This window comes from Streptomyces paludis (assembly GCF_003344965.1).
Taxonomy (GTDB): Bacteria; Actinomycetota; Actinomycetes; order Streptomycetales; family Streptomycetaceae; genus Streptomyces; species Streptomyces paludis.
On sequence record NZ_CP031194.1, the window covers coordinates 8,184,800 to 8,205,386 of the forward strand.

18 protein-coding genes and 1 pseudogene are annotated in these 20,587 nt (G+C 73.6%); 10 read left to right on the forward strand and 9 right to left on the reverse strand.

Features of this window, described 5'->3' with window-relative positions:
* Nucleotides 1–156: 156 nt before the first annotated feature.
* From DVK44_RS35300 to DVK44_RS35315, 4 genes are all read left to right on the forward strand, one after another.
* Entirely contained in the window at nt 157–1,155 is a 999-nt protein-coding gene (locus DVK44_RS35300) for a LacI family DNA-binding transcriptional regulator (RefSeq protein WP_228447511.1), read from the forward strand.
* A gap of 245 nt (nt 1,156–1,400) precedes the next feature.
* Nucleotides 1,401–2,777: a Gfo/Idh/MocA family protein gene (locus DVK44_RS35305; protein WP_114664674.1), complete on the forward strand. Its 1,377-nt coding sequence runs from the start codon at nt 1,401–1,403 to the stop codon at nt 2,775–2,777.
* A 172-nt stretch (nt 2,778–2,949) separates the two neighbouring features.
* Nucleotides 2,950–5,529, forward strand: coding sequence for an alpha-L-arabinofuranosidase C-terminal domain-containing protein (locus DVK44_RS35310; protein ID WP_114664675.1), 2,580 nt, complete (start codon nt 2,950–2,952; stop codon nt 5,527–5,529).
* Nucleotides 5,530–5,587: 58 nt separating this feature from the next.
* The gene (locus DVK44_RS35315) at nt 5,588–6,796 is read left to right on the forward strand and encodes an aldose epimerase family protein (RefSeq protein WP_114664676.1); all 1,209 of its coding nucleotides are present in this window, start codon (nt 5,588–5,590) and stop codon (nt 6,794–6,796) included.
* A gap of 72 nt (nt 6,797–6,868) precedes the next feature.
* Here DVK44_RS35315 and pcaD read toward each other — a convergent pair.
* From pcaD to DVK44_RS35350, 7 genes and pseudogenes are all read right to left on the reverse strand, one after another.
* Nucleotides 6,869–7,654 (reverse strand): annotated as a pseudogene (pcaD, locus tag DVK44_RS35320) (3-oxoadipate enol-lactonase); the annotation flags it as partial.
* Nucleotides 7,651–9,024 carry a 3-carboxy-cis,cis-muconate cycloisomerase gene (gene pcaB / locus DVK44_RS35325; RefSeq protein ID WP_114664678.1) on the reverse strand — a complete coding sequence of 458 codons (1,374 nt, stop codon included), beginning with the start codon at nt 9,022–9,024 and terminating at the stop codon, nt 7,651–7,653. The gene pcaB and the pseudogene pcaD, both read right to left, overlap by 4 nt.
* A complete protein-coding gene (gene pcaG, locus DVK44_RS35330) occupies nt 9,021–9,584 on the reverse strand; it encodes a protocatechuate 3,4-dioxygenase subunit alpha (RefSeq protein ID WP_114664679.1) in 564 nt (187 codons plus the stop codon). Before pcaG ends, pcaB begins: the two co-directional genes overlap by 4 nt.
* Complete coding sequence (gene pcaH, locus DVK44_RS35335) at nt 9,584–10,366, reverse strand: protocatechuate 3,4-dioxygenase subunit beta (protein WP_114664680.1); 783 nt, start codon at nt 10,364–10,366, stop codon at nt 9,584–9,586. Before pcaH ends, pcaG begins: the two co-directional genes overlap by 1 nt.
* Before the next feature lie 104 nt (nt 10,367–10,470).
* Nucleotides 10,471–11,673: a thiolase family protein gene (locus tag DVK44_RS35340; protein WP_114665651.1), complete on the reverse strand. Its 1,203-nt coding sequence runs from the start codon at nt 11,671–11,673 to the stop codon at nt 10,471–10,473.
* Between the two features lie 8 nt (nt 11,674–11,681).
* Nucleotides 11,682–12,383, reverse strand: a complete 702-nt coding sequence (locus DVK44_RS35345; RefSeq protein WP_114664681.1) for a CoA transferase subunit B — start codon at nt 12,381–12,383, stop codon at nt 11,682–11,684.
* Nucleotides 12,383–13,165 (reverse strand): CoA transferase subunit A, encoded by a 783-nt coding sequence (locus tag DVK44_RS35350; protein WP_114664682.1) that lies wholly within the window; start codon nt 13,163–13,165, stop codon nt 12,383–12,385. The genes DVK44_RS35345 and DVK44_RS35350 overlap by 1 nt, the downstream gene beginning before the upstream one ends.
* Nucleotides 13,166–13,360: 195 nt before the next feature.
* Here DVK44_RS35350 and DVK44_RS35355 point away from each other — a divergent pair, with 195 nt between their 5' ends.
* The 3 genes from DVK44_RS35355 to DVK44_RS35365 all read left to right on the forward strand — a co-directional run bounded on the left by DVK44_RS35355 (nt 13,361) and on the right by DVK44_RS35365 (nt 16,038).
* Nucleotides 13,361–13,834 (forward strand): MarR family winged helix-turn-helix transcriptional regulator, encoded by a 474-nt coding sequence (locus DVK44_RS35355; RefSeq protein ID WP_114664683.1) that lies wholly within the window; start codon nt 13,361–13,363, stop codon nt 13,832–13,834.
* 78 nt (nt 13,835–13,912) lie between these two features.
* A complete protein-coding gene (locus tag DVK44_RS35360; RefSeq protein WP_114664684.1) occupies nt 13,913–15,169 on the forward strand; it encodes a glycosyltransferase family 4 protein in 1,257 nt (418 codons plus the stop codon).
* Entirely contained in the window at nt 15,166–16,038 is an 873-nt protein-coding gene (locus tag DVK44_RS35365; RefSeq protein ID WP_228447512.1) for a transferase, read from the forward strand. Before DVK44_RS35360 ends, DVK44_RS35365 begins: the two co-directional genes overlap by 4 nt.
* Before the next feature lie 31 nt (nt 16,039–16,069).
* Here the strand turns inward: DVK44_RS35365 and DVK44_RS35370 are convergent, their stop codons facing one another.
* Complete coding sequence (locus DVK44_RS35370) at nt 16,070–17,482, reverse strand: oxygenase MpaB family protein (protein ID WP_114664685.1); 1,413 nt, start codon at nt 17,480–17,482, stop codon at nt 16,070–16,072.
* Nucleotides 17,483–17,550: 68 nt separating this feature from the next.
* Nucleotides 17,551–18,339 carry a polyprenyl diphosphate synthase gene (uppS, locus tag DVK44_RS35375; protein ID WP_228447513.1) on the reverse strand — a complete coding sequence of 263 codons (789 nt, stop codon included), beginning with the start codon at nt 18,337–18,339 and terminating at the stop codon, nt 17,551–17,553.
* Nucleotides 18,340–18,487: 148 nt separating this feature from the next.
* Here uppS and DVK44_RS35380 point away from each other — a divergent pair, with 148 nt between their 5' ends.
* From DVK44_RS35380 to DVK44_RS35390, 3 genes are all read left to right on the forward strand, one after another.
* Complete coding sequence (locus tag DVK44_RS35380; RefSeq protein ID WP_114664686.1) at nt 18,488–19,420, forward strand: squalene/phytoene synthase family protein; 933 nt, start codon at nt 18,488–18,490, stop codon at nt 19,418–19,420.
* 77 nt (nt 19,421–19,497) lie between these two features.
* Complete coding sequence (locus tag DVK44_RS35385) at nt 19,498–19,923, forward strand: SH3 domain-containing protein (RefSeq protein WP_114664687.1); 426 nt, start codon at nt 19,498–19,500, stop codon at nt 19,921–19,923.
* A gap of 136 nt (nt 19,924–20,059) precedes the next feature.
* On the forward strand, nt 20,060–20,560 hold the full coding sequence (locus DVK44_RS35390; RefSeq protein ID WP_114665654.1) for an Lrp/AsnC family transcriptional regulator: 501 nt from the start codon (nt 20,060–20,062) through the stop codon (nt 20,558–20,560).
* The last annotated feature ends 27 nt before the right edge of the window (nt 20,561–20,587 follow it).

The window sequence follows — 20,587 nt, forward strand, 5'->3', positions numbered from 1 at the left end:
GACGGGCAGTGCGACGGGCAGTGCGACGGGCGGCAGGACGGGCGACAGGAGGGGCGGGAAGGTACGGGACGGGGCGGCCGGCGGCCGGGCCCGGGGGACCTCCGCGCGATCTTCATTGACGCCCGTGGAGCGGGGTGTCAACCTCAGGGCGTGCAGGTGACGATTCGAGAGGTAGCGAAGGCGGCCGGGGTCTCCCCGTCCACGGTGTCCCGGGCGCTGGCGTCCGGCGGCACGGTCAGTCCGGTGACCCGCGAGCGGGTACGGGCCGCCGCCGACCGGCTGGGCTATCAGCCGAACCAGGCCGCGCGCGGCCTGATCACCGGACGGACCGGCCATCTCGGCCTGATCGTCCCCGACCTGCTGAACCCTTTCTTCGCGGACATCACCAAGGGCGTGCAGGCCCGCGCCCGGGGGCTCGGCCACACGGTCTTCGTCAGTGACGCCGAGCGCGACGAGGGCCTCGAACTGGACGCGATCCGCACCCTGGCCCCGCAGGTCGACGGCATCCTGCTCGTTTCGCCGCATCTGAGCAGCGAGGAGCTGGCCTCCCTGCCCGGGCTCACCGACAAGCCCATCGTGCTGCTCCACCGCAAGGAACCGGGCTTCGCCAGCGTCACCGCCGACCTGATGGAGGGCATGACCGACGCGCTGACCCATCTGCACGCCCTCGGCCACCGCCGGGTCGCGTATGTCGGAGGCCCGCGCTCCACCTGGGCGGCCAAGGAACGCGCCGCCGGTATCGAGGCGGTGGCCGAGTCCGGCCTCCTCGACATCGTCCGGGTCGGCAGCGTCGCCCCGCACTTCGACGGCGGGATCACCGGCGCGGCGGATGTCGTGCTGGCCAGCGGGGCGAGCGCGGTGGTGGCCTTCAACGACATCGTCGCCTTCGGCCTGATCAGCCGCTTCACCGCGCGCGGCGTCCGGGTGCCCGAGGAGATGAGCGTGGTCGGCTGCGACGACATCGCCCTGTCGGGCATGGCCGCGCCGCCGCTCACCACCGTCAACGTACCCAAGTCGCACGGCTCCCGGGCCGCCGTCGATCTGCTCTTCCGGATGCTCGGCACCCCCGCCGTCGAGGGCGCGCCGCCCCTCCAGCGCGTGCTGCCGACGCACCTGGTGGTACGGGGCTCGACGGCCGCGCTCGAACGCGGCTGACCTCGGCACATCACGGCCTTTCACTCGTCGCGGACGGTCCGCTGCAAACGTTGCCAGTCTGTTTCCAACTGGCCGGGAAGTTACGCCCGCAGCCATGCACCAGTCAATGAAATACCCCGGATCACCGGTAAATACATAGCCTCCGGGGGCCTCTTGTCCAGCACCGTCCGGCATGCAATCGTTGCCACCACCGCCTGTCATCCCGCTGCGCGTCCGGCTGTCCGCACACCGAACGGAGATCCCGCATGCCCCTTGACACCGCACGCCGGCGCTGTGCCGTCGTGGGCCTGGGCGCCCGCGCCCGGTTCTTCACCGAGGCGCTCACCGGACCGTACGCGGACCGGATCGAGCTGGCCGCCCTCTGCGACGTCAACGCGCACCGGATGGCCGTCCACAACGGCTGGATCGCCGCCGACCACCCCGGCAGGCCGCCCGTACCCGCCTACGACGCGGCCGGCTTCGAGGAGATGCTGCGCCGCGAGCGCATCGGTCTCGTCGTGGTGTGCGGTGTGGACCGCACCCACGACGACTACATCGTGCGGGCCCTGGAGGCCGGCTGCGACGTGGTCACCGAGAAGCCGATGACCACCGACGCCCCGCGCGCCCGCCGCATCCTGGACGCCCAGCGGCGCACCGGCGGACAGGTCCGGGTCGCCTTCAACTACCGCTACAACCCGGTGCACGCCGCCGTCCGCGAGACCCTCGCGGCGGGCTCCATCGGCGAGATCGGCTCCGTCCACTTCGAGTGGCTGCTCGATCTGCGGCACGGCGCCGACTACTTCCGCCGCTGGCACCGCGACAAGGCCAACTCCGGCGGCCTCATGGTCCACAAGGCCACCCACCACTTCGACCTGGTCAACTGGTGGCTCGGCACCACCCCGGAGACGGTGTTCGCACAGGGCGGGCTCTTCTTCTACGGGGACGAGGCGGGCCGGCGCCGCGGCCTCGCCCGCGACTACACCCGCGCCCACGGCTCCCCGGCCGCCGACGGCGACCCCTTCGCCGTGCGTCTCGCGGACTCCGCCGTCCTCAAGGCGCTCTATCTCGACGCGGAGGCCGAGGACGGCTACCACCGCGACCAGAACGTCTTCGGCCCCGGCGTCTCCATCGAGGACGACATGGCCGTCCTCGTCCGCTACGCCTCCGGCGCCACCCTGACGTACCACCTCACCGCGTACGCCCCCTGGGAGGGCTACCGGATCGCCTTCAACGGCAGCGAGGGCCGGCTGGAGCTGCTCGTCGAGGAGTCCACCTGGACCCGGCCCGACGCCCGTACGGACCGGGCGAGCGCGGTGATGCACGGCGCCGCCGTCGGTGACGAGGCCGGGCGTACGGAGCTGACACTGCGCCGCTTCTGGGAGCGCCCGCGCGAGATCAAGGCCGCGTCGGGCGAGGGCGGTCACGGCGGCGGGGACATACGGATGCTCGCCGACCTCTTCGGCGAGCACGGCCCCGGCGCGGGCGGTCACGGCACGGGCGGCCCCGGACCCGGCGCGCCGGACGCGCTCGGCCGCGCGGCGGACGCCACCGACGGCGCCCGTTCCCTGGTCACGGGCCTGGCCGCGAACCGGTCCTTCGAGACCGGCCTGCCGGTACGCGCCCGCGACCTGCTCGACATCTGAGCCCCGGCACGGCCCGCCGCCTCCGGCCCCGCCCGCGTGTCTCCCGCGCCGGGTGGGGCCGCTGTGTCAGGCAGTGCTGTGCGAACCATTGACGCCTCTGATGCCGCTCCCTATCTTTCCGTTCGAGGTTCTGACCATCGTCCGAAATATCGAACGAGGAGCCATGCGAACTATGCCCCGCACGCGCTGGAGACTGGCTCTCACGACCGCGGCGATCCTGGTGGCCGCCGGACCGCTCCAGGCGCCCGCGACCGCGGCACAGGACACCCCGGCGCCGGCCGCCGCCGCGCAGGACACCACGACGGCCCAGGACACCACGGCGCAGGACACCACCGACTACGCCCTCACCGTCGACACGGCCCGCCAGGGACCGAAGATCGACGACACCATGTACGGCGTCTTCTTCGAGGACATCAACCGCGCGGCCGACGGCGGCCTCTACGCGGAGCTGGTGCAGAACCGGTCCTTCGAATACAGCACCGCCGACCACGCCTCGTACCACCCGCTCACCGCGTGGACCCGCACCGGGAGCGGCGAGGTGGCCACCGTCTCCGACGACGGGCGGCTCAACGAACGGAACCGCACCTATCTGCGGCTGCGCCCCGACGGTACGGAGGCCGGCACCGGCGTCGTCAACTCCGGTTACACCGCGGGCATCCCCGTGACCGACGGCCGGCGCTACGACTTCTCGGTCTGGGCCCGCACCGACGCCGCGGACGGCACCCCCCTCACCGTCGCCCTGCGCGCCGCCGACGGCACCCCGCTCGCCGAGCCGCTGCGGATCACCGCCCGAGGCGACCGCTGGGCCCAGTACACCGGCACCCTCACCGCGCGGGCCACCGGCACCACCGGCCGGCTCGCGCTCACCGCCGGCGGCACCGGCACGGTCCGGCTCGACATGGTCTCGCTCTTCCCCCGGGACACCTACAAGGGCCGGCCGGGCGGGCTGCGCAAGGACCTCGCCGAGAAGATCGCCGCCCTGCGCCCCGGATTCCTCCGCTTCCCCGGCGGCTGCCTCGTCAACACCGGCAGCCACGAGGGATACGACGAGGCGAGCGGCTGGCAGCGCAAGCGCTCGTACCAGTGGAAGGACACCATCGGCCCGGTCGAGGAGCGCGCCACCAACGCCAACTTCTGGGGCTACAACCAGAGTTACGGCCTCGGCTACTACGAGTACTTCCAGTACGCCGAGGACATCGGCGCGATGCCGCTGCCCGTCGTCCCCGCGCTCGTCACCGGCTGCGGCCAGAACCGGGTGACCGACGACCCGGCCCTGCTGCGGCGCCATATCCAGGACACCCTGGACCTCATCGAGTTCGCCAACGGCCCCACCACCTCGGTCTGGGGCAAGAAGCGCGCGGAGCTGGGCCACCCGAAGCCCTTCGGGCTCACCCATCTCGCGGTGGGCAACGAGGAGAATGTCTTCGACGCGTTCTTCGAGCGCTTCACCGCGTTCCGCACGGCCATCGAGGCCCGCTACCCGGATATCACCGTCGTCTCCAACTCCGGCCCCGACGCCGGCGGTCCGACCTTCGACCGGGCCTGGCAGCTCAACCGGGACGCCAAGGTCGCCCTGGTCGACGAGCACTACTACAGGAGCCCGCAGTGGTTCCTGGAGAACAACGAGCGCTACGACTCCTACGACCGCTCCGGCCCCCAGGTGTTCCTCGGCGAGTACGCCTCGCAGGACAACCGCTTCCGCAACGCCCTCTCCGAAGCCGCGTTCATGACCGGCCTCGAACGCAACGCGGACATCGTCAAGCTCGCCTCGTACGCCCCGCTGCTCGCCGACACCGCCAGTACACAGTGGCGGCCCGACATGATCTGGTTCGACTCCACCCGCTCCTGGGGCTCCACCAGCTACGAGGCCCAGAAGCTCTTCATGACCAACACCGGCGACCGTGTCGTCCCCAGCACCGCGACCGCCACCCCGGCCGTCACCGGCCCGATCACCGGCGCCATCGGCCTCTCCACCTGGGCGACCAGCGCCGCGTACGACGATGTCACCGTCACCGGCGCCGACGGCACCCCGCTCTTCGCCGACGACTTCTCCGCCGGCGACTCCCGGTGGACCAGAGCGGAGAACAGGGGCAACTGGACGGTCCAGGGAGGCCGTTACGTCCAGTCCGACGCGACCGCCGAGAACACCCTCGTCACCGCCGGTGACCCGGCCTGGCACGACTACGACCTGCGGACGAAGGCCACCAAGCTCTCCGGCCGGGAAGGCTTCCTGGTCACCTTCGGTGTCAAGGACACGGGCAACTACTACTGGTGGAACCTCGGCGGCTGGAACAACACCCAGTCCGCCGTCGAGAAGGCCGTCGGCGGCGCCAAGCAGACCCTGATCTCCGACTCCACCCGGATCGAGACCGGCCGCACCTACGACATTCGCGTCGAGATCCGGGGCCGGCAGGTCACCCTCTTCCTCGACGGCCAGAAGTGGGGAAGCTTCACCGACGACAAGATCGCCGAACCGTTCCGGCAGGTCGTCACCCGCGACGGGAACGACCTCGTCGTCAAGGTCGTCAACGCCCAGGACGCGGCGGCCCGTACCGCCATCGACCTCGGCCGCGGCACGAAGACCGCCGCCACCGCCCGGCTGACCACCCTCAGCGGGGACCCGGACGCGGTCAACACGGCCGACGACCACCCCATCGCCCCCGTCACCTCCACCCTGAAGGGCGTCGGTGCCTCGTTCACCCACACCTTCCCACCGCACTCGATCACCTTCCTCCGGGTCAGGATCCGATGAGGTGACCGGGCAGCACAGCGCAGCCCACTCCCTTTCCCCTACGGCAGGAGCCGCACGCATGCCCACCGAGCCCACCGAACCCACCGCACACTCCACCACGCCGCGCACCGGCCCCACGTCCCGGCGCGTCGTCCTGGCGGGCGCCGCCGCCGTCGGTCTCACCGCCGCCATGGCGGGCACCGCACAGGCGTCGTCGTCCACCGGCGGCGGCCGGACCCCGACGCGCGAGCTGTTCGGCAGGCTCGCCGACGGCACCAAGGTGTACCGCTGGACCCTGGAGAACGGCGGCACCCGGCTGCGCGTGCTCAGCTACGGCGGTGTCGTCCAGGCCCTGGAGATCCCCGACCGGCGCGGCCGGTCCGTGAATGTCTCCCTGGGCTTCGAGAACCTCGACGACTACGTGAAGGCGACCACCTTCTTCGGCGCGCTCATCGGCCGCTACGGCAACCGGATAGCCGGCGGCCGCTTCACCCTCGACGGCCGCACCTACCAACTCCCCCTGAACGACGGGCCGAACAGCCTCCACGGCGGCACCCTGGGCTTCGACCGGCGGGTCTGGGACGTCGAGCCGTTCACCGGACCCACCGGTGTCGGCCTCGTCCTGTCCTACGTCAGCGCGGACGGCGAGATGGGCTACCCCGGCACCCTGCGGGTGAAGGTCACCTACACCCTCACCCCGCGCGGCGCCTGGCGCATCGACTACGCGGCGACCACCGACCGGCCGACCGTCGTCAACCTCACCAACCACACCTACTTCAACCTCGCCGGGGAGGGCAGCGGCGATGTGTACGGCCATGAACTGACCCTCGACGCCGCCCGCTACACCCCCGTCGACCCCACCCTCATCCCCACCGGCGAACTGGCCAGGGTCGCCGGCACGCCGTTCGACTTCCGGTCCGGCAAGCCGGTCGGCCGCGACATCCGCACCGGCCACCAGCAGCTCCTGCGCGGCCAGGGCTTCGACCACAACTGGGTCCTCGACAAGGGCGCCACCGCCACCCCGAAGCACGCCATCACCCTGCGCGACCCCGGCTCCGGCCGTACCGTACGGATCGCCACCACCGAGCCCGGTGTGCAGTTCTACTCCGGCAACTTCCTCACCGGCACCCTGACCGGCAGCTCCGGCCGGGTCTACCGGCAGGGCGACGGACTGTGCCTGGAGACCCAGCACTTCCCCGACTCTCCGAACCACCCCTCGTTCCCCTCGACCGTCCTGCGCCCCGGTACCACCTACCGCTCCACGACGGAACACACCTTCAGCGCCTGACCCCCCGACCGGTGTGGGTACGGACGCGCGCCACGCGCCCGCACCCCACCGGTCTCATCGGGCGCTCGTGCCCGCGCCCCCGCCGAAGTGGCCGCGCAGCGCCGCCGACACCGCCCCCGGCCGCTCGGCGGGCGCCAGATGGGACGCGCCCGGCAGCTCGACGAGCACCGCGCCCGGCACCGCGTCCGCGATCTCCCGCGAGTGCGCGGGCGGCGTCGCCGGATCCGCGCACCCCGCCACGACCAGTGTCGGCACGGCGATACCCGGCAGCAGCGCCCGCAGGTCGTACGCCGCCAGCGCGTCGCAGCACGCCGCGTACCCGGCCGGATCGGCCTCCCGTACGTCCGCCACCAGCCGGGGCACGGTGAAACCGGGCGTGAACCAGCGCGCGGGCGAAGCCGCCGCGACCGCCGCCATGCCATCCCTCCGTACCAGCGCGGCCCGCTCCTCCCACGGCCCCCGGCCGCCGAAGCGCGCCGACGAGCAGACCACGGCGAGCCCCGTCAGCCGCTCGGTGTGATGGACCGCCAGATGCAGCCCGACGGCCCCGCCCAGCGACACCCCGGCGTACCCGAACCGCGCCAGGCCGAGCGCGTCCGCGAGCGCCAGGACCAGCTCCGCCAGCTTCGCGACGGTGGCGCCGGCACCGATCAGCGAGGCCCGGGAACCGCCGTGCCCCGGCAGATCCCAGCGCACCACCCGGTACGCGTCCGACAGCTCCGGCACGACCGCGTCCCACACGGCGGTGGAGGTGCCCAGCGAGGGACCCAGCAGCAGCGCCGGCGCGCCCCCCGGCCCCTCGGCCCGGTGGTGGAGCAGCTCCTCCCCGGCGGGCCTCGTACCGCTCGGCCCGTTCAACGCCGCTCCAGGGCCCGGTCGGTGAGCGCGCCCGCGCTCCCCGTGTAGCGGCGCGGATCGGTGAGTTCTTCGAGGTCCAGCCCCCGCAGCTCCGGCTCCCGCGCCAGGATCCGGGCCAGCGGGGGCGCGCCCCCGGCCGCGGCCCGCGCGGCGGCGTCCGCCAGCAGCGCCTTCGCGCGGGCGCGGCCCAGCAGCGGGGTCAGCGCGGCGGCCAGCCGCTCCGAGACGATCAGCCCCCGCGTCAGCCCGAGCTGCCGGGCCATCACCTCCGGACGCACCCGCAGCCCCGCCGCCAGCGCGGCCATGTGCTCCGCAGCGCCGCCCACCAGCCGGAGCAGCTCGCGCAGCGGCTCCCACTCGGCGTGCCACGCGCCGGCGGGCCGCTCGTCCTCGGCGGCCATCGCCCCGTACAGCGTGGCCGCAGGGCCTGGCGCCCGGCGGGCCGCGGCGGCGATCAGCGTCGCGCGCACCGGGTTCGCCTTGTGCGGCATCGCGGACGAGCCGCCGCCGGTCCCCTCGGCCAGCTCACCGATCTCGGTACGGGAGAGCACCAGCACATCGGCGGCCGGCTTGCCGAGCGCCCCCGCCGTGAAGGCCAGCGCCGACGCGAGGTCCGCCACCGGCGTCCGCAGCGTGTGCCAGGGCAGCTCCGGCTCCGCGAGGCCCAGCTCCCGGGCGAACGCCGCCACCAGCGCGGGCCCGTCCCCGCCGTACGCCTCGAACGCCGCCAGCGTGCCCGCCGCGCCGCCCAGTTGGACGGGGAGCGTGGCCCGTACCGTACGGAGCCGGTCCCGGGCGTCCAGCACCAGGCTCCGCCAGCCGGCCGCCTTCAGCCCGAAGGTCGTCGGCACCGCGTGCTGGGTGAGCGTGCGCCCCGGCAGCACCGTGTCCCGGTGCTCGGCCGCGAGCCGCGCGAGCGCCCCCTCGGCGCGCCCGAGGTCCGCCAGGACCACGTCCAGCGTCCGCGCCGCCACCAGCATGGCCGCCGTGTCCAGGATGTCCTGGCTCGTGGCGCCCCGGTGGACGTACGGCGCCGCCTCCGGCGGAACGGCCGCCGTGAGGTCGGCGACCAGCGGGATCACCGGATTGCCGCCGTCCCGGCCGCGCAGCGCGAGCGAACGGAGGTCGAACGCGCCCGCGTCGGCCGCCGCGGTCACCGCCCGGGCCGCCCCGGCCGGCGCCGTCCCCAGCCCGGCCTGCGCCCGGGTCAGCGCGGCCTCCGCGTCCAGCATCGCCTGGAGGAAGGCCCGGTCGCCGGTCGCGGCCTCGGCGCGCGATCCCGCCCGCCCGGGCGCCAGCAGCCCGGCGTCCAGCTCCGCGCCCGTCCTGTCCGTGCCCGTCCTGTCCGCGCCCTTCTCGCCCGCGCTCATGGCCCGAACTCCAGGAAGACCGTCTCCCCTTCGCCTTGGAGACGGATGTCGAACCGGTACGTACGCGGCGCCCCCGCCTCGGCGTGGGCGACCAGCGTGGCGCGCCGGTCCCCGGGCAGCGACGCGAGCAGGGCGTCCCCGGTGTCCGTCAGATAGGCCCGGGTGTACAGATGGTGCAGCAGCCCGCGCGCGAACACCGCGACCGAGACGTACGGCACCCCGCCCGGCGGCAGCGTGGTCACCGTCCAGTGCCCGTCCGCGTCGGTCGGCACCCGCCCGAAGCCGGTGAAGCGGGTCCGGTCCCGGCCGACGACCAGACCGGTGACCGGGTCGTGGCGCAGCGATCCGGGCGCCCCGGCGCGGGACCCGCCGGGCGCGGGCTGCCAGGTCTCGACGAGCGCGTCGGGGACCGGCTCCCCGGCGCCGTCGTACACGTACCCGTGCAGGGTGACGGTGTCGGGATGACCGGCTGGGGAGACCTCACCGCCGCCGGGGAACGGCAGCGCGTACCCGTAGAACGGGCCGACGGTCTGGGAGGGGGTGGGGGCGAGCGACGGCATCAGGGCGCGGTTCCTTCCTCGAAGAGCGTGGCGGACGGCCCGTCGAGGACGATGTCCCAGCGGTAGCCGAGCGACCACTCGGGGACCGAAAGACCGTGGTCGTACGCCGCGACGAGCCGCTCGCGCGCGGCGGCGTCGGTCACCGAACGGAGGACCGGGTCGTACGGGAGGAGCGGGTCGCCCGGGAAGTACATCTGGGTCACCAGCCGCTGGGTGAACGCCGTACCGAAGAGCGAGAAGTGGATATGGGCCGGGCGCCAGGCGTTGACGTGGTTGCGCCACGGATAGGCGCCGGGCTTGACCGTGGTGAAGGAGTAGCCGCCCTCGTCGTCCGTCAGACACCGCCCGAAGCCGGTGAAGTTCGGGTCCAGCGGCGCCGGATGCTGGTCGAGCCGGTGCGCGTACCGCCCGGAGGCATTGGCCTGCCACAGCTCCACGAGCTGCCCGCGCACGGGCCGCCCGGCGCGGTCGCGCACCCGCCCCGAGACCGTGATCCGCTCGCCGAGCGGCTCGCCGGGGTGGTGCCGGGTCAGATCGCGGTCGAGCGCGGTGATGTCGGTGACACCGAACGCCGGGCCCGACAGCTCCACCGCCTCGGGATCGCGCAGGGGTATGGGGGAGTGCTTCGGATGACGCAGCCGGCTGCTGCGGTAGGGGGGCCAGTCGCGCGGCGGATGGTGGCGGGAGACCGGCCCGGCCTGCGCCTGGGCCGCGACTGCCGCGTCGATCTCCCGCTGGCTGAGCCCTTCGGGCAGGGGAGTGCTGGTCACCGGTGGTGTCATGGGGACGCTCCGTGAGTACGCGGGACAGGGACGCACGGCCGGCGGGTGACCGCCGGCCGTCAACTGCTGTGCCGGTTAGGTGGGTTGGCCGCCCGGCCGCCGGGTCAGCGTTCGAGGACGAGGGCGAGCCCCTGGCCGACCCCGATGCACAGGGTGGCCACCCCGGTGCCCGAGCCCCGCCGCGCCAGCTGGTGGGCGACGGCCCCGGCGAGCCGGGCACCGGAGGCGCCCAGCGGATGGCCGAGGGCGATGGCGCCGCCGCGCGGATTGAGGACCGCCGGGTCGAGGTCCGGCCAGCCGGCGGCGCAGCCGAGCACCTGCGCGGCGAACGCCTCGTTCAGCTCCAGCGTGGTGAGGTCGCCGAGACCGCGGCCCGCCTTCGCCAGCGCGCGCCGTACCGCCTCGACGGGCGCCAGCCCGAAGTAGTGGGGCTCGATCGCGGAGACACCGGTGGCGGAGATCCGGGCCAGCGGCTCACGGCCGGTCGCCCGCAGCCCCTCCTCGTCGACGAGCAGCAGCGCCGCCGCGCCGTCGTTGAGCGGGGAGGCGTTGCCGGCGGTGACGGTGCCGCCCGTCTCGCGGAACGACGGCCGGAGGCGGGCCAGTGCCTCGGCGGAGGTGTCGGGCCGTACGGACTCGTCCCGCGCGACGACCACCGGCCCGCCCTTGCGCGCCGGTACGGACACGGGCACCACCTCGGCGTCGAACAGCCCGTCCTGCCAGGCCCGCGCCGCCTTGCGATGGCTGTCGAGCGCGTAGGCGTCCTGCTGTTCCCGGGTGATCCCGTGCTTCTCCGCGACGAGTTCGGCGCTCTCCCCGAGCGGTACTGTCCACTGCGGATCCATCCGGGGGTTGACCATCCGCCAGCCGAGCGTGGTGGAGTACAGCTCGGTGTGCCCGGCGGGGAAGGGCCGGTCGTTCTTCGGCAGCACGTACGGCGCGCGCGTCATCGACTCCACGCCGCCGGCCACGGCGACGGACAGATCCCCGACCGCGATGGCCCGCGCCGCCTGGATCACCGCCTCCAGACCGGACGCGCACAGCCGGTTGACGGTGACTCCGGGCACGGTGACGGGCAGCCCCGCCAGCAGGCCCGCCATCCGGCCCACATTGCGGTTCTCCTCGCCCGCGCCGTTGGCGTTGCCGAAGTACACGTCGCCGATCAGCGCGGGATCCAGCCCGGGGGTGCGTGCGAGGAGTTCCCGGATGGCGTGGGCGCCCAGATCGTCCGGGCGCACGCCCGCCAGCGCGCCGGCGTACTTGCCGATCGGGGTGCGGACCGCGTCGACGACATAGACCTCGCGCAGCTGAGACATCAGCGGACTCCTTCGGTGGTGACGGTGTTCTTCGCGGGTACGGCGGGTGCGGCGGCCCCGGGAGTGACGTTGGAGACGCGGACCTCCGCGGCCGTCCTCGCGACGATCTCGGCGGGCTCCACCCCCGGCGCGCATTCCACCAGAACCAGTCCGTCCGCGGTGACATCGAGCACGCCGAGATCGGTGATGATCCGGTCGACACACGCCCGGCCGGTGAGCGGCAGCGAGCACTCCTCCAGGATCTTCGGGCCGCCGTCCTTGGCGGTGTGCGTCATCACGGCGATGACCGTACGCGCCCCGTGCACCAGATCCATCGCCCCGCCGATCCCCGTGATCAGCCGCCCCGGCACCGCCCAGTTGGCCAGATCGCCCCGGGCCGAGACCTGCATCGCGCCGAGCACGGCGACATCGATATGGCCGCCCCGGATCATCCCGAAGGAGAGCGCCGAGTCGAAGTACGACGCGCCCGGCAGCACGGTGACGGTCTCCTTGCCCGCGTTGATCAGATCGGGGTCCACCCCGTCCTCACCGGGGTACGGGCCCACGCCCAGGATGCCGTTCTCGGACTCCAGCACCACTTCCACCCCCTCGGGGAGGAAGTTGGGGATCAGCGTCGGCAGCCCGATGCCGAGATTCACGTAACTCCCGTCGGGCAGCTCGCGCGCCGCGCGGGCCGCCATCTCCTGCCTGGTCCACGCCATCAGACGGTCACCGGCCCGCGCGCGCCGGGAACGGAGACCGTACGGCGCTCGATGCGCTTGTCGGCGGCCTGCTCCGGGGTGAGCGCGACGACGCGCTGGACGAAGACACCCGGCAGATGCACCTCGTCCGGATCGATCGCGCCCGGCTCCACCAGCTCCTCCACCTCCGCCACGGTCACCCGCCCGGCCATCGCGGCGAGCGGGTTGAAGTTGCGGCTCGACTTCGCGAACACCAGATTCCCGTGCCGGTCGCCCCGGGCGGCCCGCACCAGCGCGAAGTCGGTCCGGATGGAGCGCTCCATCACATACTCCCGGCCGTCGAACTCCCGGACCTCCTTGGGCGGCGAGGCCACCGCGACCCCGCCGTGCCCGTCGTACCGCCAGGGCAGCCCGCCGTCGGCGACCTGGGTGCCCACCCCGGCCGGGGTGTAGAAGGCGGGAATGCCGCAGCCGCCCGCCCGCAGCCGCTCGGCCAGGGTGCCCTGCGGGATCAGCTCGACCTCGATCTCCCCCGCCAGATACTGCCGTGCGAACTCCTTGTTCGCGCCGATGTACGAGCCGGTCACCCGGGCGATCCGGCCCGCCGCCAGCAGCAGGGCCAGCCCCGATTCCAGCGCGCCGCAGTTGTTGGACACCACGGAGAGATCCCGGACCCCCCGCGCGTGCACCGCCCTGATCAGCTCGTTCGGCACACCGCTCAGACCGAAGCCGCCCACGGCGAGCGACATCCCGTCCCGGGCGTCGGCCACCGCCTCCGCGACCGTGGCGACCACCTTGTCCATACGTGAAGCCCCCTCTCCTCCGGGTCGGACAGTCGCGAAACAGTCAGCGCACTGACTATTCCGGCGAGGTTTCGCACACGCTGCCACCGGCTTGCCGACCCGTCAAGGGCGGGTACGCTCGACAGACGCACCGAGGCGGACCGTCACACCGATCAGTGCACAGACGAAAAACTCACCAGGAACGGGGGAGCACTCATGGCGGCCGTGGACCTGACCACGCACCCGGGTCATCTGGCCCGGCGGCTCCAGCAGGCACACCACCTGCTCTGGAACACCATGGTCTCCGAGGAGATCACCTCACCGCAGTACGCCGTCCTCAACGCGCTCGTCGCCGAACCCGGCGTGGACCAGCGCACCGTCGGCGACCGGGTGGGCCTCGACCGCTCCACCATCGCGGAGGTCATCAGCAGACTGGACCGCCGCGGTCTGCTCGCCAAGGCCCGCGACCCCCGCGACGGCCGCCGCTTCCTGCTGCGCCTCACCGACGACGGCGTCCGCATCCACCGCAGGCTCACCGTCCGGACGGCCCGGATGAACCAGGTCTTCCTCGGCCCGCTCACCCCCGGAGAGCAGACCGTCCTGCTCGATCTGCTGCGCCGTGTCTCGGACGCGGCGGAGGGGCTGCGCCATCCGCCCGGGCCCGAGCCGGCGCCTGCTGCCATCCCCTGACGGGCCTCTGACCGGCGTATTCGCTCACGAAGCCGTAACGTGTGCAACGGCCGGGGTCCGGAAAGGGTCTACCCCTTCATGAAGATTTCCTTCCTGATTCACAACGCGTACGGAATCGGGGGCACGATCACCACCACGTTCAATCTGGCGGGCGCGCTGGCCGACCGGCACGAGGTGGAGATCGTCTCCGTGTTCCGGCACCGCGAGACGCCGACCCTCACCCCGGACCCCCGGGTACGGCTGCGGCCCCTGGTGGATCTGCGCGAGGAGGAGAACCACCCGGACCATCTCCGCCCGGCGCGCGTCTTCCCCGCCCCGGAGCCCCGCTACGGCCAGTACAGCGAACTCACCGACCGGCGGATCGGCGCGCTCCTCGCGGCGTCGGACGCCGATGTGACGGTGGCGACCCGCCCCGGACTCAATGTGCACCTCGCCCTCCAGTCCACGGACCGGACCGTACGCGTCGGGCAGGAACACCTCACCCTGGACCACCACTCGCCCCGGCTGCGCAGTGTGCTGCGCCGGGCCTACACCGGGCTCGACGCGCTGACCACCGTCACCGAAGCCGACGCGGCGGCCTACCGGCGCAAGACCCGGCTGCCCGGCGTACGGGTCGAGGCGCTGCCCAACAGCGTGCCCGACCCGGTCCTGCCGCCCTCGGACGGGAACGCGCGCGTCGTGATCGCGGCGGGCCGGCTGGTCCGCGTCAAGCGCTACGACCTGCTCATCGAGGCGTTCGCCGCCGTGGTGGCCGAACACCCCGACTGGCGGCTGCGCGTCTACGGCCGGGGCGAGGAGCACGGCCGGCTGCGCCGCCTCATAGAGGAGCGCGGCCTCCACGGCCATGTCCTCCTGATGGGCGCCGCCACCCCCATGGAGGCGGAGTGGGTCAAGGGCTCGATCTGCGCCGTCACCTCCGACTTCGAACCCTTCGGCATGACCATCGTCGAGGCGATGCGCTGCGGCCTCCCGGTCGTCAGCACCGACTGCCCGTACGGCCCCAAGGAGATCATCGCGGACGGCGCCGACGGCCGGCTGGTGCCCGTGAACGACCGCGCCGCCCTGTCCGCCGCGCTGCTGGATCTCGTACGCGACGACGAGACACGCCGCCGCATGGGCCGCGCCGCGCTGGAGAACTCCCGGCGCTTCGCGCCCGGCCCCGTCGTCGCCCGCGCCGAGCGCCTCTTTGAGGAACTGCTCGCGGCCCGCGCCGGTGACCCGGCCGCGCCCCGGCGGACCGACCACGCCCTGGTCAGCCGGGGTTACGCGACCCGGGACAACGCCATGGTCGCGGCAAGCACCGTACTGCGCGCGATACGGAAGGTGAGCCGATGACCCCCGCCCGCCCGGACGCTTCCCACCCGGAGACCCCCCGCCCGGAAGCCCTCCGCACCGAGGCCCCCCGCGCCGACTGCCACATCGACACGGACGGGCGGCTCACCGTACGTCTCGCACCCCTGACGGCCGACCGGCCCCGGCTGCTGCTGCGGCAGCACCCCAGAAAGGGCCGGCCCGAGGATCCGCCCCGCACCGCCGACCTCGAACCCACGGCGGACGGCGGCCGGCGGGCCGTCCTGGACCCCACGCCCCCGCTCGCCGAGGGACGCTGGGACCTCTGTCTCCTCGACGGCCCCGGCGCGCCGCCCGTCCGACTGCTGCCCGGTCTGCTGGACCTGCGCGCCCTGCTCGCCGGCCGCGACCCGGACCGTACGCCGGAGCCCTTGGCCGTCCGGATCCCGTACCCCACCAAGGACGGCTTCCTGGCCCTGCGCACCTGGCTGCGGCCCGCCCACGCCGAGATCGACACCCTCCGCCTCTCCGGCCACACGATGACCGTCCGCGCCCGGCTCTTCGGCGCCCGGATCACGGAGGGCGCTGAGATCCGGCTGATCCGCCGCGGCCAGAACCGGGCGGTCCGGACGTACACACCGAGCCCCGAGGGAACCCGCGGCTTCTCCTTCACCGCCGACTACCGCGACCTCCTGGCCGACCGGGCCGCCGACCGCGACCTCTGGGACGTCTTCCTCCGCCCGGGACCGGCCGGCCCCCGCGTCCGGGTGGGCCGGCTGCTGGACGACGTGGCCCAGCGCAAGGCGATCTTCGTCTACCCGGCCACCCCGCTCGACGGCGCGACCGTACGCCCCTACTACACCGTCGACAACGACCTCGCCCTGGACGTCGACGGCCGGGCCCTGCCGGGCTGATCTCCCCCGTACGCGGAGGACGGCGTCCCGGTCAGGCGCGGCCCAGCAGGTGCCGGCCCACCGGGGAGCCGCCCCGGCCCGTGAAGAACGCGCCGAGGCCCGCCGCGAACTCCGCCACCGTGACCCGGCCGTCCCCGTCCGTGTCCAACTGCCGGAAGCTCGACAGCAGTTCGGCCGGACGGAGACCACCGCCGAGCAGCCGGGTGTACTCGGCCTGGTCGACGAAGCCGTCGCCGTCCCGGTCCACCGCGGCGGCGACGGTGTCCATCGCCGCCCGCAGCGCCGCCCCGCCGGGACCGGCCGCCGCGTACTCCGCCTCGCTCACCACCCCGTCGCCGTCCGTGTCGAGCGTCGCCCGCAGCTCCTGCCACCAGGTGTGGAACGCGTCGTACAGCGCGGTCTCCCGCTCCTCGTCCAGCTCCAGCCGCCCAGCCAGCACCCGCGCCACCGCCGCCAGATCGGCCCAGCCGATGAACCCGTCACCGGTCTGGTCCAGAAAGCCGTGGACCGTCTCGGGCCCCGCCGCGCCCGCCCGGCCCGCCCCTCGCTCCAGCTCCCGCCGCAGTTGGCGCTCGGCGGTGATCGCGGCGGCGGCCACCGGCATGTACCGCAGGGCCGGCGGCGCGAGCCGGTCCACCGCCGCGGCCGCCCGGCAGACCACCGCGGCCAGCGCCGGAGCGCCCGGCCGCATCCGCAGCCCCAGCCGCTCCCGCAGCTCCGGCTCCAGCAGTGCGGCCGTCATCTCCATGTACGCGCCGGCCCCCACCCCGCGCAGCACCCGCCAGACCGGATCCGGCAGGAAACCCAGCTGCGCGGGCGGCGGGAAGTCCCCCGTCACGGCCGCGACCAGATCCCGCAGCCCCCGGCTCACGCCGAGCCGCTCACGGGTCATCCGCTCGAAGTACGTCCAGAACTCCGCGACGGTGGCGGGCACCACCGCGTCGTCCAGCCCGATCACCCGGCCGTAGGCCCGCCACTCCTCGTACAGCCGCTCCTCGTCGCCCGCGTCCAGCGGATCCCCACCGGCCCGGCACATCGTCACGATCGCCTCGAACAGCGTGAGATGGACCCAGGCCCGGGCCTCCGGGTCGAGCGCGTCGAAGCGACGGCCCTCGTCGTCCACCCCCTTGATGTGCCGGTGCAGCCGGGTCAGCCGGGCGGCCTCCTTCTCCCGGCCGCGCGGGTCGAGATAGACGACGCGCTGAAGGCTCAGCAGGGTCTGCACGGCCCGGCGCCACGGATGGTAGCGGTACGTGGAGAACGCGGCGACGCCCGCGCCCACCACCGGATGCGCCGTCTCCAGGACCAGGGCCCGCCCCAGTACGGTCAGCAGCCGCCACTGCCCGACATACCGCCAGGCGACCGAGTCGGGTCCGGGAAACGCGGCGGAGGCGGGGGCGGGGGCAGGGTCGCGCGGCCCGCTCTGGCCGGGGATATCGCTCATGGTGCCGTCCTCGTGCGTCAGCGGTTCGTGTGTCGGCGATTCGTGCGCGGACAAAGGGGATTGAGGGGTCAACAACCGCCGAAGCGCCGGTCGCGCTCGCTGTACGCCACCGCCGCCGCCCACAGGTCCCGATGGCCGAAGTCCGGCCACAGGGTCTCGGTGAACAGCAGCTCGGCGTAGGCGCTCTGCCAGAGAAGGAAGTTGCTGAGCCGCTGCTCACCGGAGGTGCGGATGAACAGGTCGACATCCGGCAGATCCGGCCGGTACAGATAGCGGGCGAACGTCCGCGCGTCGATCTCCGCCGGATCGACCCGGCCCGCCACGCTCTCCCGCGCCAGCTCCCTGGCCGCCCGCCACAGCTCGTCGCGGGCCCCGTAGTTGAGCCAGATCGTCAGCTCCAGCCGGGTGTTGTCCGCCGTCCGCGCCGCGATCGCGTCGAGATGGCCGAGCAGCCGCGCACCCATCCGCCCGCGCCCGCCGGACCAGCTGACCCGTACGCCCTGCCGGTCCAGCCGCTCGCCGTGGTCCGCGACGAACGCGCCGATCAGCCGGAGCACCTCACCGACCTCCTTCTCGTCCCGCCGCCAGTTCTCGGTGGAGAAGGCGAAGAGCGACAGATGCCGCAGTCCGAGCTGGAGAGCGCCGTCGACCGTGTCGAGCACGGCCCCCGCCCCCGCCCGGTGCCCTTCGGTACGCGGCAGACCGCGCCCGGCCGCCCAGCGGCCGTTGCCGTCGAGCACCACGGCGACATGGCCCGGCAGCCGGCCGACGGGAATCGCCGGCGGCGCCCCGCCCGGACACGGCAGGGCGGGACCGGACCGCTCCTGGGGGGCGGTGGGAACAGAAGGGACGATCACGGGCTCACCTTCGCCGACCGGTGCGGCTGCGACCGGAACCTTCGGATACTCTCCGTACTTCGATAGTAGCCATCAGGTGGTGGTGGGACGGTTGCGCCGCGTCCAGCACGGATATTCGAGCAACTCCCGCTCCGGACAGGGAGATCGCATGAACGGCTGGCGGCGCGGGCTGACCCTGGCGGGGGTGGCCGAACCGCGCCTGCGCGAGTCCTACACACGGCAGGCGCGCCAACTGGCCCGCTACGCACCGGCCCAGTACGCGGCGGTGCGCCTGCTCCTGCCGCCCGAGACGGCCGTGCACGTGGTGGCCGCGGTGTCCTTCATGCACACCTGCGACGAAATCCTCGACCAGGACGGCCGGGCCCCCGTCGAGGTGCGGGCCGCCCGGTTCGCGGCGTACGAGACCCGGGTGCGGCGCGCGCTGGACTCCCCGCGCGCCCCCGTGGGCGCCCTCGCGCCGCTGAGGCACACCACCCGCGCGCATCCGCGCCTGGCCGGTCTCGTCGACGACTTCCTGCGCGCGGCCCCCGCCGACCTGTACTTCACCGGCTTCGCCGGTGAGCCGGAGTTCGCCGCGTACGTCGAGGACTACGCGGTGCCCGGACTGATGCTGATGGGCGGTGTCCTCGGCGGCCCGGACGAGTCCCCCGAACGGCTGCGGGAGAGCATCCGGCTGGTGACCAAACCCATCCAGCGCATCGACTTCCTCACCGACCTCCACGAGGACCTGCTGGTCGGCCGGCTCTGTCTGCCGCGCTCCGACCTGTTGGACTGCGGCGTCACCCCCGACGATCTGCGCCACGGCCGCGCCACCGCCCGCGTCCGGGCGCTGCTGGCCCGTACCGCCGCCAAGTGCTGGAGCGAACTCGCCGCGGCCCGGCCCGCCCTGGCCGGTATCCCCCCGCTCTACGCCCCCATGGTCGCCGCCCAACTGGACGTCTACGCCCACCTGCTCCACCAGGCCCAGGCGCGCGGACCCCGGCTGCTCCAGGGCGGTGTCCGCCCGCGGATCCCGGCGGCCGCCGCCATCCTGCTGCGCCACCGGCGCACGGTCTCCGGGGAAATTGCCTCATCCGGGTGAGGAACGGGTTTCAACCTGGCGAAAGCGGCGTTCGGCGTGCCATAAGGAGGTAACACCCAAAAGGGAAAGGGGACATCATGGACAAGCTCCGCATCGACCACCGGGCCGCCGCCGTGCTCGCCGCCGTCGTACTCGCCGGATCCGGCGCTCTCGCGGCCACCCCCGCGGCGGCGGACGGCCCGTCCGGCACCGGGCCCGCCGCGGCCTCGCCCGTCACGGCCGCCCCGGCCGCGGGCCCGCCGGCCGCCGTCGCGGCGGTGCCGGCCGCACTGCCGAAGGGCAAGGTCGTCTCGCGGCTCCCGCTCCACATCCGGGAGCACGCCACCTCCGACTCGCGCTCCCTGGGCACGCTCCAGCCCGGCGCGATCGTTCCGCTCCGGTGCAAGGTCCACGGCCAGAACGTGGACGGCAACGACCTCTGGTACCGGCTCGGCGACGGCTGGAGCGGCTATGTCGCGGCCCGTTACGTGCAGAACCAGGCACCCGTGTCCTTCTGCCGCTGACCGCCCCGGGGCCGGCCGGCCGCACCCGCACCCGGCCGGCCCCGGTTCCGCTTCCGCGTGACACGGCACGTGACCGTCAGGCGCGGCCACCGGGGATTACGATCACTGCGTGCGCGACGACGAGGCGGAGGCTTCCATGCCGTACCAGCAGCCGGTGCTCGACGAACTGGACCGGCGGATCCTCGCCGCGCTCGTCGCCAACGCCCGTACGAGCTTCACGGAGATCGGCCAGCGGATCGGCCTCTCGGCCCCCGCCGTCAAACGCCGGGTCGACCGGATGCGCGAGCAGGAAGTGATCACCGGCTTCACCACGATCGTCCGCCCCGCCGCCCTCGGCTGGCGCACCGAGGCGTATGTGGAGATCTTCTGCGACGCCGCCGCCCCGCCCCGGCGTATCGCCGAAGTCGCCCGCACCTACCCCGAGGTGGTCGCGGCGGTGACCGTCACCGGCGGCGCGGACGCGCTCCTGCACATCAGGGCCGCCGACATCCAGCACTTCGAGGAAGTCCTCGAACGGATCCGCGCCGAGCCGTTCGTCAGCAGGACCAACAGTTTCATCGTCCTGACCCATCTGCTGCCCAACAGCCCCGAGGCCGGATCCCCCGCCACGCTGCCCGATGGAACGAACAGCCGCTGAACGCCCCCACCACGCAACACTCTTGCG

Coding starts and splice junctions, on each gene's coding strand:
- DVK44_RS35305 (WP_114664674.1), top strand. CDS start 1,401: ATGCCCCTTGACACCGCACGCCGGCGCTGTGCCGTCGTGGGCCTGGGC.
- DVK44_RS35310 (WP_114664675.1), top strand. CDS start 2,950: ATGCCCCGCACGCGCTGGAGACTGGCTCTCACGACCGCGGCGATCCTG.
- DVK44_RS35315 (WP_114664676.1), top strand. CDS start 5,588: ATGCCCACCGAGCCCACCGAACCCACCGCACACTCCACCACGCCGCGC.
- pcaB (WP_114664678.1), bottom strand. CDS start 9,024: ATGAGCGCGGGCGAGAAGGGCGCGGACAGGACGGGCACGGACAGGACG.
- pcaG (WP_114664679.1), bottom strand. CDS start 9,584: ATGCCGTCGCTCGCCCCCACCCCCTCCCAGACCGTCGGCCCGTTCTAC.
- pcaH (WP_114664680.1), bottom strand. CDS start 10,366: ATGACACCACCGGTGACCAGCACTCCCCTGCCCGAAGGGCTCAGCCAG.
- DVK44_RS35345 (WP_114664681.1), bottom strand. CDS start 12,383: ATGGCGTGGACCAGGCAGGAGATGGCGGCCCGCGCGGCGCGCGAGCTG.
- DVK44_RS35350 (WP_114664682.1), bottom strand. CDS start 13,165: ATGGACAAGGTGGTCGCCACGGTCGCGGAGGCGGTGGCCGACGCCCGG.
- DVK44_RS35355 (WP_114664683.1), top strand. CDS start 13,361: ATGGCGGCCGTGGACCTGACCACGCACCCGGGTCATCTGGCCCGGCGG.
- DVK44_RS35360 (WP_114664684.1), top strand. CDS start 13,913: ATGAAGATTTCCTTCCTGATTCACAACGCGTACGGAATCGGGGGCACG.
- DVK44_RS35365 (WP_228447512.1), top strand. CDS start 15,166: ATGACCCCCGCCCGCCCGGACGCTTCCCACCCGGAGACCCCCCGCCCG.
- DVK44_RS35370 (WP_114664685.1), bottom strand. CDS start 17,482: ATGAGCGATATCCCCGGCCAGAGCGGGCCGCGCGACCCTGCCCCCGCC.
- DVK44_RS35380 (WP_114664686.1), top strand. CDS start 18,488: ATGAACGGCTGGCGGCGCGGGCTGACCCTGGCGGGGGTGGCCGAACCG.
- DVK44_RS35385 (WP_114664687.1), top strand. CDS start 19,498: ATGGACAAGCTCCGCATCGACCACCGGGCCGCCGCCGTGCTCGCCGCC.
- DVK44_RS35390 (WP_114665654.1), top strand. CDS start 20,060: ATGCCGTACCAGCAGCCGGTGCTCGACGAACTGGACCGGCGGATCCTC.